The organism is Neisseria lisongii (genome assembly GCF_028463985.1).
Taxonomy (GTDB): domain Bacteria; phylum Pseudomonadota; class Gammaproteobacteria; order Burkholderiales; family Neisseriaceae; genus Neisseria; species Neisseria lisongii.
In genome coordinates this window covers 1655517-1671906 of the sequence record NZ_CP116766.1, presented here as the reverse complement: position 1 = coordinate 1671906, position 16390 = coordinate 1655517, and the positions used below count along the sequence as shown (strand labels likewise).

Below are 16390 nucleotides of genomic sequence, written 5' to 3'. Positions count from 1 at the left end.
AGATTAAAAATATCTATTTATCAATACGTTATAAAGATTTAAAAAAGTTATTAACTTCTTAAAATTTTTTGCGTAAGGTAAAAAACGGTTAAACGATAATCGCACCGAGCGAGTCGGTCGGTTTGAAGGCGGCCCAAATGCCCTCGATGATGCCGACAATACCCGGAATGCCTGTCCAGCAAAAGAGGACGTAGAGCAGACCCATCCACACCCGACCGGCGCAGAATTTGTGTACGCCCAACGAACCGAACAGCAGCGCCATGGCGACATACAGCGCTTTGTTGCAGGTGTGGCGGTGGGTGGCGGCATAAGAAACGGGCTGCATGAGCTTTCCTTTCAGATTTTTTGATAATGAATTAACAGTTCCCAATATCGGGGCGGGCTGAGTCAGTTTCAATGCCGTCTGAAAACAGGTCGTAAGTGAATTTTGGCTTCGTAGAAACTTGCTTTGCCCGTTTTAGCGAAACCTGCGGTTTTAGCTGCGCAGAAACTCGCTTCGCTCGTTTTCAGACGGCCTTAAAACCTCAGATTGTCGTGTTCCGACACAAAACCGTCCAGCGGGATATCGTGCGCTTCGGCGGGTAGGGCATCGACCAGTTGGCAGGCAAAGCCCGCGCCTATGGTTTTGGCCTGCAGTCGGTGTTTCATCGCCGACAGCGTGGCATCGTAAAAACCGCCCGCTTGCCCGAGGCGGAAACCCCGTCTGTCCATGCCGACCACGGGAACGATCAGCGTGTTCAGGCGGTGGACACGGATTTTTTCACCGGCAAACTGCGGAATATAGAGTTTGCTCCGCCCTTTGCGGCGTTCGGGGCGCTGGCGTTGGTCGGCAAAATAAGGCGTGAACCACAGCCGTCTGGCGTTCGGTTCGATATAGGGAAGATACAGTTTCGCCCCACGCTGCAGGGCGGCTTGGACAAAACCGTCCAGCCGCAGTTCTTTGCCGATCGGCCAGTAAATGCCGATTCTGCTGTTGCGGCGAATCAGTCGTTTGAGCCGGACATTGATGGTTCGGGTCGCCGCCGCCCGTTCGGCTTCGGACATGGCGGCACGGGCTTTGCGCAGCCGACGGCGCAGTTCGGTTTTCTCGGTATTTCTCGTTGTAGCTGCACAGAAATTCGTTTCACTCATTTTCAGACGGCCTGTTATGATTCGGTTTGTCAAAGTATATAGCGTTTGCTTTCAGGCGTGCAAAAATCACTGCATGCCGTCTGAAAACTGTAGGTTTCGCCAAAACGAGCAACGTGGGTTTCAGCGCAGCTAAAATGCGTGAAATGAATTGCTGCACACGAAAACGGACGGTAAGAAAGGATTATTGAAATGTGGCATATTGTGGTGATGGGTTATCTGTTTGTGGCGGTACTGTTTTCCGCCGCCCAGCCGTCGTTGGCGAGGGCATTGATTTATTTTGTATTTTGGGTGGTGTTGCCGATGGTGCTAACGGCGGTCATCGTCCGTATCCGCCGCCGCAACCGCTTGATGAAGCAGCAGGAAGCGGCGGAAGGCAACGGCGGTATGCAGCCTTAATGCCGCCTCTCTTTTCAGACGGCCTAAAATCCTATATAATTCTCAGGCTTTGGCTTTTCAAAGCAAAACAAACTTTTTTAAATATGCCCACTTTCGCCGAAGGGTGCTTGGTCAAACAAGTTCTATGCGATTGAATGTGTGCTCTTAACCCTTTCAAATTTAAGGAATATCATGTCTCAAATTACTATGCGTCAGATGATTGAAGCCGGTGTTCACTTCGGTCACCAAACCCGTTTCTGGAACCCGAAAATGGAACAATACATTTTCGGTTCGCGCAACAAAATCCACATCGTGAATCTGGAAAAAACCCTGCCGATGTTCCAAGATGCGCAAGAAGCCGTTCGTCGTCTGGTTGCAAACAAAGGTACTGTGCTGTTTGTCGGCACCAAACGCCAAGCCCGCGAAATCATTCGCGAAGAAGCAACCCGTGCCGGTATGCCTTTCGTGGATCACCGTTGGTTGGGCGGTATGCTGACCAACTATAAAACTGTGAAACAGTCTATCAAACGTCTGGAAGAAAAAACTGCTGCTCTGGAAAATGCTGCCGAAAGCGGTTACAGCAAAAAAGAAATTCTGGAAATGCAACGCGACGTTGAAAAACTGGAACGCTCTCTGGGCGGTATCAAAAACATGAAAGGCCTGCCTGATGCCATCTTCGTTATCGATACCGGTTACCAAAAAGGTACGCTGGTTGAGGCCGAAAAACTGGGCATTCCGGTAATTGCCGTTGTCGATACCAACAACAGCCCTGACGGTGTGAAATACGTGATTCCGGGTAACGACGACTCTGCAAAAGCAATCCGTCTGTACTGCCGCGGCATCGCCGATGCGGTTTTGGAAGGCAAAAACCAAGCCCTGCAAGAAACCGTAGCTGCTGCCCAAGCAGCCGCCGAGTAATCCGGTTAAACCAAGAGGGGCTTTATGCCCCTTTTTTCAGAGTATTACGATTGAACGCAAAACGGACGGCCTATCCGCCGCATCAGCCGTTTTGCCAAATATTAAGGAGCTTAACATGGCAGAAATTACTGCAAAAATGGTTGCCGACCTGCGTGCCGCTACCGGTCTGGGCATGATGGAATGCAAAAAAGCCTTGGTAGAAGCCGAAGGCAATTTTGAAAAAGCAGAAGAAATCCTGCGCATCAAATCCGGCGCCAAAGCCGGCAAACTGGCAGGCCGTACTGCTGCTGAAGGCGTGTTGGCATTCGCCGTTGAAGGCAATGTCGGCGCATTGGTTGAAGTAAACTGCGAAACCGACTTCGTTGCCAAAGACGCAGGCTTTGTGGCATTTGCCAATCTGGTTGCCAAAACCGCCGCCGAGAAAAAACCGGCTACTGTGGAAGAATTGAGCGAACTGGTTGAAGCCGAACGCAAAGCCATTATCGCCAAATTGGGCGAGAACATGTCTGTACGCCGCTTCCAAGTGATTGACACCCAAAACAAACTGGTTGCCTACATCCACGGTGCATTGGCGACCGAAGGCGTATTGGTTGAATTCAGCGGCGACGAAGACGTGGCACGCAAAGTAGGTATGCACATCGTAGCGGCCAAACCGCAATGCGTTTCCGAAGCCGAAGTGGATGCCGAAACCGTTGAAAAAGAACGCCACATCTACACCGAGCAAGCGATTGCTTCCGGCAAACCTGCTGACATCGCAGAGAAAATGGTCGAAGGCCGTATCCGCAAATTCTTGGCAGAAATCACTTTGAACGGCCAAGCATTTGTGATGAACCCTGACCAAACCGTGGCGCAATACCTGAAAGAAAACAATACCGAAGTATTCAGCTTTGTACGTTACAAAGTAGGCGACGGTATCGAGAAAAAAGAAGTGGATTACGCTGCCGAAGTCGCTGCTGCTGCGAAAGTGTAATCAAGCCATGAAGAAAAGCACCTGGATTCAGCGCTGAATCAGGGTGCTTTTTTTTGAAAAAACAGCGATGAAAACCGTTGTGGGAATAGTGGTTTAACCACAAAAGATACGCAGGTTTCTTTTCTGTTTAAACCATTACCGCCAACCGGTCCGACAACATTATTTATTTGAAAGAAAGCAAGGTATTTTATGACACAGCCAACAAAATACAAACGGATACTGTTAAAACTTTCCGGCGAATCGCTGATGGGGCAGGACGCATTCGGCATCAACCGTGAAACCATCATGCAGATTGTCGGACAGGTCAAAGAAGTCGTAGAAATGGGCGTGCAGGTCGGCGTAGTAGTCGGCGGCGGCAACATTTTCCGGGGCGTATCCGCACAAGCGGGCAGCATGGACCGAGCCACCGCCGACTATATGGGCATGATGGCCACCGTGATGAATGCCTTGGCACTGAAAGACGCATTTGAATCGCTGGGCATCAAAGCCCGGGTTCAATCCGCCCTGAGTATGCAGCAGATTACCGAAACCTACGCCCGCCCGAAAGCGATTCAGTATTTGGAAGAAGGCAAAGTAGTGATTTTTGCCGCCGGTACCGGCAATCCGTTCTTCACTACAGATACCGCCGCCGCCCTGCGCGGTGCAGAAATGAACTGCGATGTGATGCTCAAAGCCACCAATGTGGACGGCGTTTATACCGCCGACCCGAAAAAAGACCCTTCGGCTGCCCGCTACGAAACCATCACTTTTGATGAAGCCCTGAACAAAAACCTGAAAGTGATGGATGCCACCGCATTCGCCCTGTGCCGTGAGCGCAAGCTGAATATCGTGGTATTCGGTATCGCCAAAGAGGGCGCACTCAAGCGGGTGGTACTCGGCGAAAACGAAGGTACGTTGGTACATTGCTAAGCGGACATTGCGTTAAGGGTTGGTCCGCAATCCATACCGTAAGGCCGTCTGAAAACCGTAGGTTTCGCTAAAACGAGCAAAGCGAATTTCTGTGAAGCTGAAATCATAGGTTTTGCTAAAATGAGTGAAACGGGTTTTCAGACGGCCTTGTTACGGCTTGTCGTTCCGCCCGATTAACGGTACTATGTAACGTTACCGAACCGATTATAGTGGATTCACTTTAAAAGTAGTACAAGGCGGCGAGCCGCAGACAGTACAGGTAGTACGGCAAGGCGAGCCAACGCTGTAATACTTTTAAAGTGAATTCACGATAGGCCGTCTGAAAACAGCATGGCTCGTTTTTCAGACGGCATACAGTGTTACCCGATTGATTTTTAAATACGAAAGAACAAGATGATTAGCGATATTCAAAAAACAGCCGAAGGCAAAATGCAGCGCTCGTTGGAAGTGCTGAAAGAAAACCTGTCCAAAGTGCGTACCGGCCGTGCGCATACCGGTTTGCTTGACCAAGTGGAAGTGGAATACTGGGGCAGCATGGTGCCGGTGAGCCAAGTGGCCAACGTAACCCTGCTCGATGCCCGAACCATCGGCGTGAAACCGTTTGAAAGCAATATGGCGGCCAAAGTGGAAAAAGCGATTCGTGATTCCAATCTGGGGCTGAACCCGGCCGCTATCGGCGATTTAATCCGTGTGCCGATGCCGATGCTGACCGAAGAGCGCCGCAAAGACCTGATTAAAGTCGTGCGCGGCGAAGTGGAAGAAGGTCGCGTGTCTATCCGCAACGTGCGCCGCGATGCCAACGACCACATCAAAAAATTGTTGAAAGACAAAGAAATTTCTGAAGACGATGCCCGTCGTGCCGAAGAAAATATTCAAAAACTGACCGACAAAGCGATTGCCGAAGCGGATAAGATTTTGGAAGCCAAAGAAGCCGATTTGATGGCGATTTAATGCACACCGGCGGCAAACCGAGCAAAGGCTTGCCGCCGCAGACGAGGCAGTTATGAACAGCAGTACGCAGACGATTCCGCAGCACACGCAGATTCCGCAGCATATCGCCGTGATTATGGACGGCAACGGCCGTTGGGCGAAAAAACGCTTCCTACCCCGGGTGATGGGGCATAAACGGGGCTTGGATGCCTTGGAAAACATGGTGCGCAACTGTGTCGAAAGCGGAGTGCGCTATCTGACGGTATTTGCTTTTTCCACCGAAAACTGGCGTCGCCCCGAAGAAGAAGTCAGCTTCCTGATGGGGCTGTTTTTACAGGCGCTGCAAAAACAGGTCAAACGGCTGCACGAAAACAATATCCGGGTGCGGGTCATCGGCAGTCGGGAACGGTTTAACGAAGAGATTTGTCGGGGCATTGCCGCAGCCGAGGCGCTCACCGCCGCCAATACCGGCCTGACCCTGACCATCGCCGCCGACTACGGCGGCCGCTGGGACATTTTGCAGGCAGTCGGCAAACTGATGGCGGCAGGCGAAACCGACATCAGCGAAGAAAAACTGGCCGCCCATCTGATGCTGGGCGATGCCCCCGAACCCGATCTCTTTATCCGCACCGGCGGCGAAACCCGCATCAGCAATTTCCTCTTGTGGCAGATGGCGTATGCCGAACTCTATTTTACCGATATTCTGTGGCCCGATTTCGACCGCAAAGCCCTAGACGCAGCGATTGCCTCGTTCCAAAACCGGGAACGCCGTTTCGGCCGCACCTCGGAACAGTTGCCGCAGGATCAGCAACGGAGTTGATATGTTGAAACAACGGATAATCACCGCATTATGGCTGTTGCCCCTGATGTTGGGTATGCTTTTTTACGCACCAAATGCCTTGTGGGCAGCCTTTTCCGCCCTGATTGCCCTGTTGGCGCTGGCGGAATATACCCGCATCAGCGGCATCGAAAAAGAACAGCGCCGCACTTATCTGGCAACCAGCGCCGGTTTCTGTCTAGTTGCCTATGCCGGCGGCTGGCAGCTTCCGGCGCTGGTGTGGTGCGTGGTGCTGGCGTTTTGGCTGGTCGGCGTACCGCTGTGGCTGAAAAACAAATGGACACTGACCCAAAACCGGCAGCGTTATGCCTTGGGCTGGCTGCTGATGATGCCGTTTTGGTTTGCACTGGTTTCCCAACGCCCGACACGGGAAGCCGCCGTTTCGCTGCTGGCCATTATGGGCTTGGTGTGGGTGGCGGATATTGCCGCCTACTTCTGCGGCAAGGCATTCGGCAAACGCAAAATCGCCCCCGCCATCAGTCCCGGCAAAAGCTGGGAAGGTGCCATCGGCGGCGCATTGTGCGTGGCACTGTATATGGTCTGCGTCAATCATGCCGGCTGGCTGGCGGTTGATGTCGGCGATACGGCAGCCGTGATTATCGGCTGGCTGCTGACGGCGGTCAGCATTTGCGGCGACCTGCTTGAGAGCTGGTTCAAACGTACCGCCGGACTGAAAGACAGCAGCAATTTATTGCCCGGCCACGGCGGCGTATTCGACCGCACCGACAGCCTGATTGCCGTTCTAAGCGTGTACACCGCCATCATGGCGCTGACGGCTTAACCACGGTTTCAACAAGAAAAGAGATGAGGCCGTCTGAAAATCCGCTACGCTTATTTTAGTTTTAGCGCAACCTTCGGTTTTAGCTGCGCAGAAATTCGTTACACTCATTTTAGCGAAACCTTCGGTTTTCAGACGGCCTGAATAAGAAATAAGAATGCCAACATGACACAAGCTCTGACCATTTTAGGCAGCACCGGCAGCATCGGTGAAAACACGCTGGACGTGATTGCCCGCCACCCCGACAAATTCCGGGTGTTCGCCCTGTCCGGCCGCCGCCAAACCGAAAAACTGGCCGCACAATGCCTGCGTTTTGCACCGCAGTTTGCCGTGGTCGCCGATGCCGAAAGCGCCGCCGAATTGAGTGCATTGCTGGCAGTGGCGGGCTGTAAAACCGAAGTATTGTACGGAGAGAAGGCGTTGTGTGATGTGGCATCGGCAGACGAAGTCGGCGGTGTGATGTGTGCGATTGTCGGTGCCGCCGGATTGCCTTCCGCATTGGCAGCGGCGCAGGCAGGCAAAACCATTTATCTGGCGAACAAAGAAACGCTGGTGGTGGCGGGTGCGCTGTTTATGGAAACCGCCCGCCGCAGCGGCGCACGGGTGTTGCCGGTGGACAGCGAACACAACGCCGTGTTCCAAGTTTTGCCCGAAGACTATAACGGCGACCTGCAGCGGCACGGTATCGAATCCATCGTCTTAACCGCTTCCGGCGGTCCGTTTCTGAATACCGATTTGGCGGATTTCGCCGCCATCACGCCGGCGCAGGCGGTCAAACATCCGAATTGGCAGATGGGGCAGAAAATCTCGGTGGATTCCGCTACCATGATGAACAAAGGTTTGGAACTGATTGAAGCGCATTGGCTGTTTGCCTGTCCGCCGCAGCATTTGGAAGTGGTGATTCACCCGCAGTCGGTAATACACAGCATGGTGCGTTACCGAGACGGATCGGTGCTGGCGCAGCTGGGCAATCCCGATATGCGTACCCCGATTGCCTATTGTCTGGGCTTGCCCGAACGCATCAACTCGGGCGTGCCGCCGCTGGACTTTGCCACACTGTCGGCGCTGACCTTCCAAACGCCCGACTTTAACCGTTTTCCGTGTCTGAAACTGGCCTACGAAGCCATGCAGACCGGAGGTGCAGCGCCTTGCGTGTTAAACGCCGCCAACGAAATCGCCGTCGCCGAATTTCTGGCCGGACATATCCGTTTTACCGATATTGCCGCCGTAACCGAACATTGCCTGTCGCAAAACTTTTTGCCCGCCGCCGCCGATATTGCCGGTCTGCTGGCGCAAGATGTGGAAACCCGCCGTACGGCGCAGCAGTTTGCCGCTCGGTTGGCAAAATAACGGATAAAGATTGCGGCATTTTCAGACGGCATTACCGGCAAGGCCGTCTGAAAAACGGGTAAAACGGTTTCTTGCAGAGTGAAAACCAAAAGTTCCAACAAAATAAAATCAATATCGGGACAAAATTAAATCAGGTTCGGCAGCATCCGCCGTCGCACCAACCAAACCAATCAGGGGATTTTTTTGCAAACCATATTATCGTTTATTGTCGCCATTCTGATTCTGGTCAGCCTGCACGAACTGGGGCATTACAGCGTTGCCCGCTTGTGCGGCGTGAAAGTCAAACGCTTTTCGGTGGGCTTCGGCAAACCGTTTTACACCAAAAAACGCGGCGATACCGAATGGTGTCTCGCCCCCGTTCCCTTGGGCGGCTACGTCAAAATGCTCGACACACGGGAAGGCGATGTCGCCGAAGCCGATTTGCCGTATGCCTTCGACCGCCAACACCCCGCCAAACGAATTGCGATTGTTGCCGCCGGCCCGCTGACCAATCTGATTTTGGCGGTGCTGCTGTACGGTACGGTGTTTTCTTTCGGCATAACCGAAATCCGCCCGTATGTCGGCACGGTCGAACAGGGCAGCATTGCCGCCCAAGCCGGTTTTCAGGCGGGCGACAAAATCCGTGCGGTAAACGGAAAAAGCATTGACGATTGGAACGCAGCTCTGACCGAAATGGTGTTAAACCTCGAAGCCGGAGCGGTAACGGTGGCGGTGGAAACCGCCGAAGGCAGCGAAACCGTACGCACCATCGAGGCAGCGGGGACGGAAGCGGCAGGTAAAATTGCGAAAAACAATGGCGGTATCGGCTTGTGGGCTTTTAAAATAACCCCGAAAATCGCCTTTGTGCAGGAAAACAGCGCCGCCGAGCGAGCCGGGCTGAAAGCAGGCGATACCCTGTTGGCAGCAGACGGCAAAGCCATCAGCGACTGGCAGCAGTGGGCGGAACTGTTCCGCAACAGCCCCGGCAAGAAATTGGACATTACCTACAACCGTGGCGGCGAAACCTTCAAGACCGCCCTGCGCCCCGACAGTTTTGAATTTTCAGACGGCCTTTTAGTCGGTAGGGCAGGCCTTGCGCCGGAGCATGATCAGGCGTGGGATAAAAAAGTACGCAGACATTATGTTCCCACCATCGGCGAAGCCTTTAAAATGGGTTGGGACAAAACCGCAAAATATGTGGTGCTGACTGTGAAATTTATCGGCAAACTGATTACCGGCAATGCTTCGGCCGCCCATCTTTCCGGCCCGCTAACGATTGCCGACGTTGCCGGAAAGTCGGCCTCGTTGGGCATTTTGAGCTATTTGGAATTTTTGGCGGTGGTCAGCATCAGCCTCGGCGTATTGAATCTGTTGCCGATTCCTGTGTTGGACGGCGGCCATTTGGTGTATTATACCGCCGAATGGATACGCGGAAAGCCTTTGAGCGAGCGGGTACAGGCAGTCGGATTGCGTATCGGCATGGCCGTTATGCTGCTGATGATGCTGGTGGCTTTCTTTAATGATATTAACCGTTTGTTTGGATAATTTTATGAAATTAAAACAGATTGCATCTGCTTTGGCGATTATGGGCATGGCTCCGCTGGCGCTGGCAGATTTCACGATTCAGGATATTCGGGTGGAAGGCCTGCAGCGTACCGAACCCAGCACCGTATTCAGCTATTTGCCGGTTAAAGTAGGCGATCAGTTCTCCGACAGCCGCAGCGAAGAAATCATTAAAAAGCTGTATGATACCGGCTTTTTTGACGATATCCGTGTCGAAACCGCAGGCAATCAGGTATTGCTGACCGTAGTCGAGCGGCCGACCATCAGCACCATCAACATCAGCGGTGCCAAAACCTTACCGAACGACGGTATCAAGAAAACCCTCGAATCAATGGGTTTGGTACAATCGCAATATTTCAATCCGGCCACGTTGAGCCAAGCCATTGCCGCCCTGAAACAGGAATATGTCAGCCGGGGCAAACAGTCGGTGAAAATCACGCCGACCGTAACCAAACTGGCACGCAACCGTGTATCGATCGACATCAATATCGAAGAAGGCAAAACCACCAAAATCAGCCGCATTGAATTTGAAGGCAACCGCCATTTCTCCGACCGCAAACTGCGCGGCAAAATGTCTTCCAGCGACGGCGGCCTGTTTGCCTGGCTGACCCACAGCAATACCTTCAACGAGCAGAAGTTTGCTCAGGATATGCAGCGGATCAGCGAGTTTTACCAAAACAACGGTTACTTCGATTTCCGCATTGTCGATACCGAAGTGCAGAGCAATGCCGACAAAACCGAGCAGACGGTAAAAGTGATCGTGCATGAAGGCGAACGCTTCCGCTTGGGCAAAGTAACGATTGCCGGCGACACCAAAGAAGTGCCGAAAGAAGAATTGGACAAACTGCTGGTCAAAGGCGGCAAATGGTACGAACGCAGCCAGCTGACCGCCGCTTTGGAACGGGTGCAAAACCGCATGGGTCAGGCAGGCTACGCATTCAGCGAAGTCAGTGTGCAGCCGATGCCGAATTCAGAAACACAAACCGTCGATTTTGTGCTGAATGTCGAACCCGGCCGCAAGATTTACGTCAATGAAATCCATATTTCCGGCAACAACAAAACCCGAGATGAAGTGGTACGCCGCGAGCTGCGCCAAATGGAAGCCGCGCCTTACGACTTGGCGAAACTGCAACGCTCGAAAGAACGTGTCGAGCTGCTGGGCTATTTCGACAATGTCCAATTCGATGCCGTGCCGTTGAGCGGCACGCCCGATCAGGTTGATTTGAATATGAACCTGACCGAGCGTTCGACCGGCTCGCTGGATTTGAGCGCCGGCTGGGTGCAGGATACCGGTTTGGTATTGTCGGCAGGTGTGGCGCAGGATAATCTGTTCGGTACCGGCAAATCCTTAGCCGCCCGTGCCTCGCGCAGTAAAACCTCGCTGAACGGCTCGTTGTCGTTTACCGATCCGTATTTCACCCCCGACGGCGTGAGCCTCGGCTACGATATTTACGGCCGCACTTACGATGCCCGCAAATCTTCGGGCAGCACCAAACAGTATAAAACCACCACCGTCGGCGTGGGCGCACGCATGGGCGTACCGATTACCGAATACGACCGTGTTAATTTCGGCTTGGCGGCGGAACACTTGACGGTAAACACCTACAACAATCCGCCGAAACGCTATTTTGACTTTATCCGTGAGAACGGCGAGCTGGGGGCCGACGGCAGCGGCAAATTCAACGGCTGGCTGTATAAAGGCACCATCGGCTGGGGTCGCAACAAAACCGACAGCGCCCTGTGGCCGACCCGGGGCTACTTGACCGGCATCAACGGCGAAATCGCCTTGCCGGGCAGCAAACTGCGTTATTACACGCTGACCCACAACCAAACTTGGTTCTTCCCATTGTCGAAGAGCTTTACCCTGATGCTTGGCGGCGAAGTCGGCTACGGCAACAGCTACGGCAAAACCAAAGAAATGCCGTTCTTTGAAAACTTCTACGGCGGCGGTTTGGGCAGCGTTCGAGGTTATGAAAGCAGTTCTTTAGGCCCGAAAGTGTATGACCGCTACGGCGACCGCATCAGCTACGGCGGCAACCGCAAAGCCAACGTAACCGCCGAATTGCTGTTCCCGATGCCGGGCATGAGCGATTCCCGCACTGTACGCTGGAGTCTGTTTGCCGATGCCGGCAGTGTGTGGGACAACAAAACCTATACTGATAACGATAACGATACTTATGGCGAGGATCGGAGACGTCAAAACGTTTATGGTTTAGGCAGTAAACACAAATCAACCTTTAAAGAAGAGTTGCGTTATTCCGCCGGTGCCGCCTTTACTTGGCTCTCACCAATCGGTCCGCTGAAATTCAGCTACGCCTATCCGCTGAAGAAAAAAGAAACCGACGAACTCAAACGCTTCCAATTCCAACTGGGTACGACATTCTAACGGCGAGGCCGTCTGAAAATACCGTTTTCAGACGGCCTGTTGCGCAAACAGCGTCCGCTGTTTATCCGGTTTTACCGTTGAAGGATATTTCATGAACACAATGACACACATTATCCGCTTGGGCGGCGCAGCGCTGCTGTCTCTGGGGCTTGCCGCCGCAGCGAATGCCGCCGAAACCCTGCAGAAATTCGGTTTTATCAACACCGAGCGAGTTTATCTGGAATCCAAACAGGCGCAAGACATTCAGCACACGCTGGATCGGGAATTCGGTAGCCGCCAGCAGGCATTGCAGAAACTGCAGCAGCAGGGCGAAGCCTTAGAGAAAAAACTGATGCAGAAAAACCTTGCCGCCGCCGAACGCCAAACCTTGAACAGCCAATGGGAAAAACTGGCACAACAATTCCGCCGCGAGCAGGCGCAACTGGCGGTGGACTACAACCTGCGCCGCAATGAAGAATTTGCCGCCCTGCAGCAAAACGCCAACCAAGTGATTATCGAATTGGCGAAAAAAGAAGGGTATGACGTGATTGTGCAGGACGTGATTTACGTCAACAGCCGCTACGATATTACCGACAGCGTGATCAAAGCCTTGAATGCACATTGATACCTGCAATACGGCTTGCCGAGTGATGGTATAGTGGGCTCACTTCAAAAGACTACGGCGTTGGCTCGCCCGGCTCAAAGAGAACGGTTTTTGTAACCGGATTAAACAACAATCCGGACAAAACCTGTCCCGTACTATCTGTACTGTCTGCAGCTCGCCGCCTTGTCCTCTTTTGAATTGAACCCACTATAAATTCACTCTATCCTGCAGCCGCTGTTGCGGCGAGGCCGTCTGAAAACAGCCTTGCCCGAATTTTGGAACCAACATGACCCGACCCAGCTATACCCTTTCCGAAATTACCGCCCGCTTGGGCGGAGAATGGCGCGGCGAAGATGTCCGCATCAGCGCCGTGCAGCCGCTTTCGCAGGCGCAGGCGGAGCATATCGGCTTTCTCGCCAACCCCAAATACAAAGCAGAAGTCGCCGAAAGCCTTGCCGGCGCAGTGATTGTTTCCGCCAAAGCCGCAGCGGAGTTTCCCCAACGCAACCTGATTATCGCCGCCGATCCGTATCTCTATTTCGCCAAAGTTGCCCGACTGTTTTCGCCGATTGTCGAAGCCAAAGGCGGCATTCACCCGACAGCAGTGGTCGAACCAAACGCCATTGTACCGCCAAGTTGCGAAATCGGAGCGCATGTCTATATCGGCGAACATACCGTATTGGGCGAGCGTTGCCGCATTCTTGCGGGGAGCGTGGTCGAACAGAACTGCACCTTGGGCGACGATGTATTGCTGCACCCGAATGTTACTGTTTATCACGGCTGCACCTTGGGTAAGCGTGTCGAAATCCACAGCGGCGCAGTGATCGGTGCCGACGGCTTCGGCTTGGCGTTTGCCGGCGATTCATGGTTTAAAATCCCGCAAACCGGCGGCGTGCGGCTGGGCGACGATGTCGAAATCGGTTCAAATACCAATATCGACCGAGGTGCAATGAGCGATACCGTTATCGGTGAAGGAACCAAAATCGACAACCAAGTGCAGATCGGGCATAACTGCATTATCGGCAAACACACCGTGATTGCCGCCCAAACCGGCATTTCCGGCAGCACCACCATCGGCAGCTACTGCATTTTCGGCGGTGGTGTCGGTACGGTTGGCCATATCGAAATCGCCGACAAAACCACCGTCGGCGGCGGCACGTCCATTACCCACAGCATCAAAGAAAGCGGGCAGCACATGGCTGGTCCGTATCCGATGCAGACCCACAAAGAATGGGCGAGAAACGCCGTCCATATCCGCCGTTTGAGTGAAATGAACAAACGGATCAAAGTTTTAGAAAACCAATTAGGCACGGCGGATACCCAAACCGACCCTGCAGAATAACCGAGGAACACCATGCAATTTGAATTACCGATTGAAGCCAAAGACATCCAAAAACTCATTCCCCACCGTTATCCGTTTTTGCTGCTCGACCGCATTACCGCTTTTGAGCCGATGCAGAGCCTGACCGCCATCAAAAACATCAGCATGAACGAGCCGCAGTTTCAAGGCCATTTCCCCGATTTGCCGGTAATGCCCGGCGTATTGGTGATCGAAGCCATGGCGCAAGCCTGCGGCACACTGGCGATTTTGAGCGAAGGCGGCCGCAAAGAAAACGAATTTTTCTTCTTCGCCGGTATCGACAACGCCCGCTTCAAACGCCAAGTGATTCCGGGCGACCAACTGGTATTTGAAGTATCACTTTTAACCAGCAAACGGGGCATCGGCAAATTCCAAGCCGTGGCCAAAGTGGACGGACAAGTAGCGGTAGAAGCCGAAATCATGTGCGCCAAACGGGTGGTTTGATACCCCGTTTTCAGACGGCCTTAGGAAAACAGGCCGTCTGAAAACCGTTTCAACGGCCGGATAAAGGAAAACCCACCGGTTTGAGCAGGTATTCAGCATCGTGAACAATAAGAAAATATCAGTCGGTGAGCCGCAGACCGTACATTTATCGTAAATTTAATTTAAAGGTAGGACAAGGCGAGCCAACGCTGTAATACTTTTAAAGTAAATTCACGATAGGAGAACCAACGAATCCGTTTTCTTATTTTAGCCCGCAATCATTCTGAACAAAGGAAATCAGATGACCCTCATCCACCCCACCGCCATTATCGACCCGAAAGCCGAACTCGATTCGAGCGTCAAAGTCGGGGCATACAGCGTCATCGGGCCGAATGTCCGCATCGGTGCTGGTACGGAAATCGGCCCGCACGTTGTGGTCAACGGCCATACCGACATCGGCGAAAACAACCGCATTTTCCAATTTGCCAGCTTGGGCGAAATCCCGCAGGATAAAAAATATCGGGACGAACCGACCCGCCTGATTATCGGCAACGGCAACACCATCCGCGAATTTACCACCTTCAATCTGGGTACAGTAACCGGTATCGGCGAAACCCGCATCGGCGACGACAACTGGATTATGGCGTATTGCCATGTGGCACACGACTGCGTGATCGGCAACCATACCGTGTTCGCCAACAATGCCTCGCTCGCCGGCCATGTAACCATCGGCGATTATGTGATTCTCGGCGGTTATACGCTGGTGTTCCAATTTTGCCGAATCGGCGATTACGCCATGACCGCTTTCGCCGCCGGTGTGCATAAAGACGTGCCGCCGTATTTTATGGCGGCGGGCTACCGTGCCGAACCGGCAGGGCTCAACAGCGAAGGTATGCGCCGCAACGGCTTCACCGCCGAACAGATTGCAGCGGTAAAAGATGTGTACAAAACCCTATATCATCGGGGCGTTGCGTTTGAAGAAGCCAAAGCCGATATTCTCCAGCGTGCCGAAACGCAGGTGGAACTGGCGGTATTCAAACCGTTTTTTGCCGAATCGACACGGGGCATTATCCGCTAAACATTTGTACCATGCCGTCTGAAAACGAGAAAAGCGGATTTTGCGCAGCAAAAACCGATAATGCCGTTTTCAGACGGCATTGCTGTATCCGCTGTGAAAGACAAATCCATGAAACAGAAAATCTTTTTACGACTGCTGATGATGATCGGCACAATTTTGCCGCCGTCCCATCAAAAACCGTTCGGCACGGTGGCAAAGCGTATCCGTGCGGCGCTGGCAAGGCGGATTTCGCCGCACTTGGGGCGGAACATCAATATCGAAAAAGGAGCGTATGTGCTGGCGGATACCGAATTGGGCGATGATTCGGGCATCGGCGTTGATTGCGAGATTTGCCGTGGGCTGCGGATCGGAAAGCGGGTGATGATGGGCCCCGAATGCCTGTTTTACAGCAATGCCCACCGTTTTGATACGGATGCCAAGCGCTTTTCCGGCTACACCGAAACCCGCCCGATTGTGATTGAAGACGATGTGTGGATCGGGCGGCGGGCAATTATTATGGGCGGCGTAACCATCGGCAAAGGCGCCGTAATCGGCGCAGGGGCGGTGGTCACCAAAGACGTACCACCGTATTCGCTGGCAGCGGGCAATCCGGCGGTAGTGAAGAAGTATTTGCTGGCGGAGCAGAATTCACTATAGTGTATTCACTTTAAAAGTATGATAACGCAAACTATCTTTTCCCGATTTTAGCGAAATCTACGGTTTTAGCTGCGCAGAAACTTGCTTTGCTCGTTTTGGCGAAACCTACGGTTTTCAGACGGCATTGAATCAACTTTAAAGACTTCGTGCATGCTTAGGCAAGCACGCTACACACGATTCCCC

At 53.0% G+C, this 16390-nt stretch carries 17 protein-coding genes; 15 read left to right on the top strand and 2 right to left on the bottom strand.

What is annotated here, in order from left to right; translation table 11 throughout:
* Positions 1–88: 88 nt before the first annotated feature.
* Positions 89–325 carry a TM2 domain-containing protein gene (locus PJU73_RS07695; RefSeq protein ID WP_237090769.1) on the bottom strand — a complete coding sequence of 79 codons (237 nt, stop codon included), beginning with the start codon at positions 323–325 and terminating at the stop codon, positions 89–91.
* A 191-nt stretch (positions 326–516) separates the two neighbouring features.
* The gene (locus PJU73_RS07690; RefSeq protein ID WP_237090770.1) at positions 517–1131 is read right to left on the bottom strand and encodes a 5-formyltetrahydrofolate cyclo-ligase; all 615 of its coding nucleotides are present in this window, start codon (positions 1129–1131) and stop codon (positions 517–519) included.
* Between the two features lie 189 nt (positions 1132–1320).
* Between PJU73_RS07690 and PJU73_RS07685 the strand changes: the two genes are divergently transcribed.
* The 15 genes from PJU73_RS07685 to PJU73_RS07615 all read left to right on the top strand — a co-directional run bounded on the left by PJU73_RS07685 (position 1321) and on the right by PJU73_RS07615 (position 16207).
* Positions 1321–1527, top strand: coding sequence for a hypothetical protein (locus PJU73_RS07685; protein WP_237090771.1), 207 nt, complete (start codon positions 1321–1323; stop codon positions 1525–1527).
* Between the two features lie 171 nt (positions 1528–1698).
* Complete coding sequence (rpsB, locus tag PJU73_RS07680) at positions 1699–2424, top strand: 30S ribosomal protein S2 (protein WP_237090772.1); 726 nt, start codon at positions 1699–1701, stop codon at positions 2422–2424.
* Positions 2425–2539: 115 nt separating this feature from the next.
* On the top strand, positions 2540–3394 hold the full coding sequence (gene tsf / locus PJU73_RS07675; RefSeq protein WP_237090773.1) for a translation elongation factor Ts: 855 nt from the start codon (positions 2540–2542) through the stop codon (positions 3392–3394).
* 189 nt (positions 3395–3583) lie between these two features.
* Positions 3584–4303 carry a UMP kinase gene (gene pyrH, locus PJU73_RS07670; RefSeq protein WP_237090774.1) on the top strand — a complete coding sequence of 240 codons (720 nt, stop codon included), beginning with the start codon at positions 3584–3586 and terminating at the stop codon, positions 4301–4303.
* A 393-nt stretch (positions 4304–4696) separates the two neighbouring features.
* A complete protein-coding gene (gene frr, locus PJU73_RS07665) occupies positions 4697–5254 on the top strand; it encodes a ribosome recycling factor (RefSeq protein ID WP_237090775.1) in 558 nt (185 codons plus the stop codon).
* Positions 5255–5306: 52 nt separating this feature from the next.
* Entirely contained in the window at positions 5307–6053 is a 747-nt protein-coding gene (gene uppS / locus PJU73_RS07660) for an undecaprenyl pyrophosphate synthase (protein ID WP_237090776.1), read from the top strand.
* Between the two features lies 1 nt (position 6054).
* On the top strand, positions 6055–6852 hold the full coding sequence (locus PJU73_RS07655; RefSeq protein WP_237090777.1) for a phosphatidate cytidylyltransferase: 798 nt from the start codon (positions 6055–6057) through the stop codon (positions 6850–6852).
* Positions 6853–7014: 162 nt separating this feature from the next.
* Complete coding sequence (gene ispC, locus PJU73_RS07650; RefSeq protein WP_237090778.1) at positions 7015–8199, top strand: 1-deoxy-D-xylulose-5-phosphate reductoisomerase; 1185 nt, start codon at positions 7015–7017, stop codon at positions 8197–8199.
* Positions 8200–8382: 183 nt separating this feature from the next.
* Positions 8383–9723, top strand: coding sequence for an RIP metalloprotease RseP (gene rseP / locus PJU73_RS07645; protein ID WP_237090779.1), 1341 nt, complete (start codon positions 8383–8385; stop codon positions 9721–9723).
* A 4-nt stretch (positions 9724–9727) separates the two neighbouring features.
* The gene (gene bamA, locus PJU73_RS07640) at positions 9728–12127 is read left to right on the top strand and encodes an outer membrane protein assembly factor BamA (RefSeq protein WP_237090780.1); all 2400 of its coding nucleotides are present in this window, start codon (positions 9728–9730) and stop codon (positions 12125–12127) included.
* 100 nt (positions 12128–12227) lie between these two features.
* Entirely contained in the window at positions 12228–12731 is a 504-nt protein-coding gene (locus PJU73_RS07635; RefSeq protein WP_237090816.1) for an OmpH/Skp family outer membrane protein, read from the top strand.
* A 265-nt stretch (positions 12732–12996) separates the two neighbouring features.
* The gene (gene lpxD, locus PJU73_RS07630) at positions 12997–14052 is read left to right on the top strand and encodes a UDP-3-O-(3-hydroxymyristoyl)glucosamine N-acyltransferase (protein WP_237090781.1); all 1056 of its coding nucleotides are present in this window, start codon (positions 12997–12999) and stop codon (positions 14050–14052) included.
* A gap of 12 nt (positions 14053–14064) precedes the next feature.
* The gene (gene fabZ / locus PJU73_RS07625) at positions 14065–14514 is read left to right on the top strand and encodes a 3-hydroxyacyl-ACP dehydratase FabZ (protein ID WP_237090782.1); all 450 of its coding nucleotides are present in this window, start codon (positions 14065–14067) and stop codon (positions 14512–14514) included.
* A gap of 280 nt (positions 14515–14794) precedes the next feature.
* On the top strand, positions 14795–15571 hold the full coding sequence (gene lpxA / locus PJU73_RS07620) for an acyl-ACP--UDP-N-acetylglucosamine O-acyltransferase (RefSeq protein ID WP_237090783.1): 777 nt from the start codon (positions 14795–14797) through the stop codon (positions 15569–15571).
* A gap of 108 nt (positions 15572–15679) precedes the next feature.
* Positions 15680–16207, top strand: a complete 528-nt coding sequence (locus PJU73_RS07615; protein WP_237090817.1) for an acyltransferase — start codon at positions 15680–15682, stop codon at positions 16205–16207.
* Positions 16208–16390 lie beyond the last annotated feature (183 nt).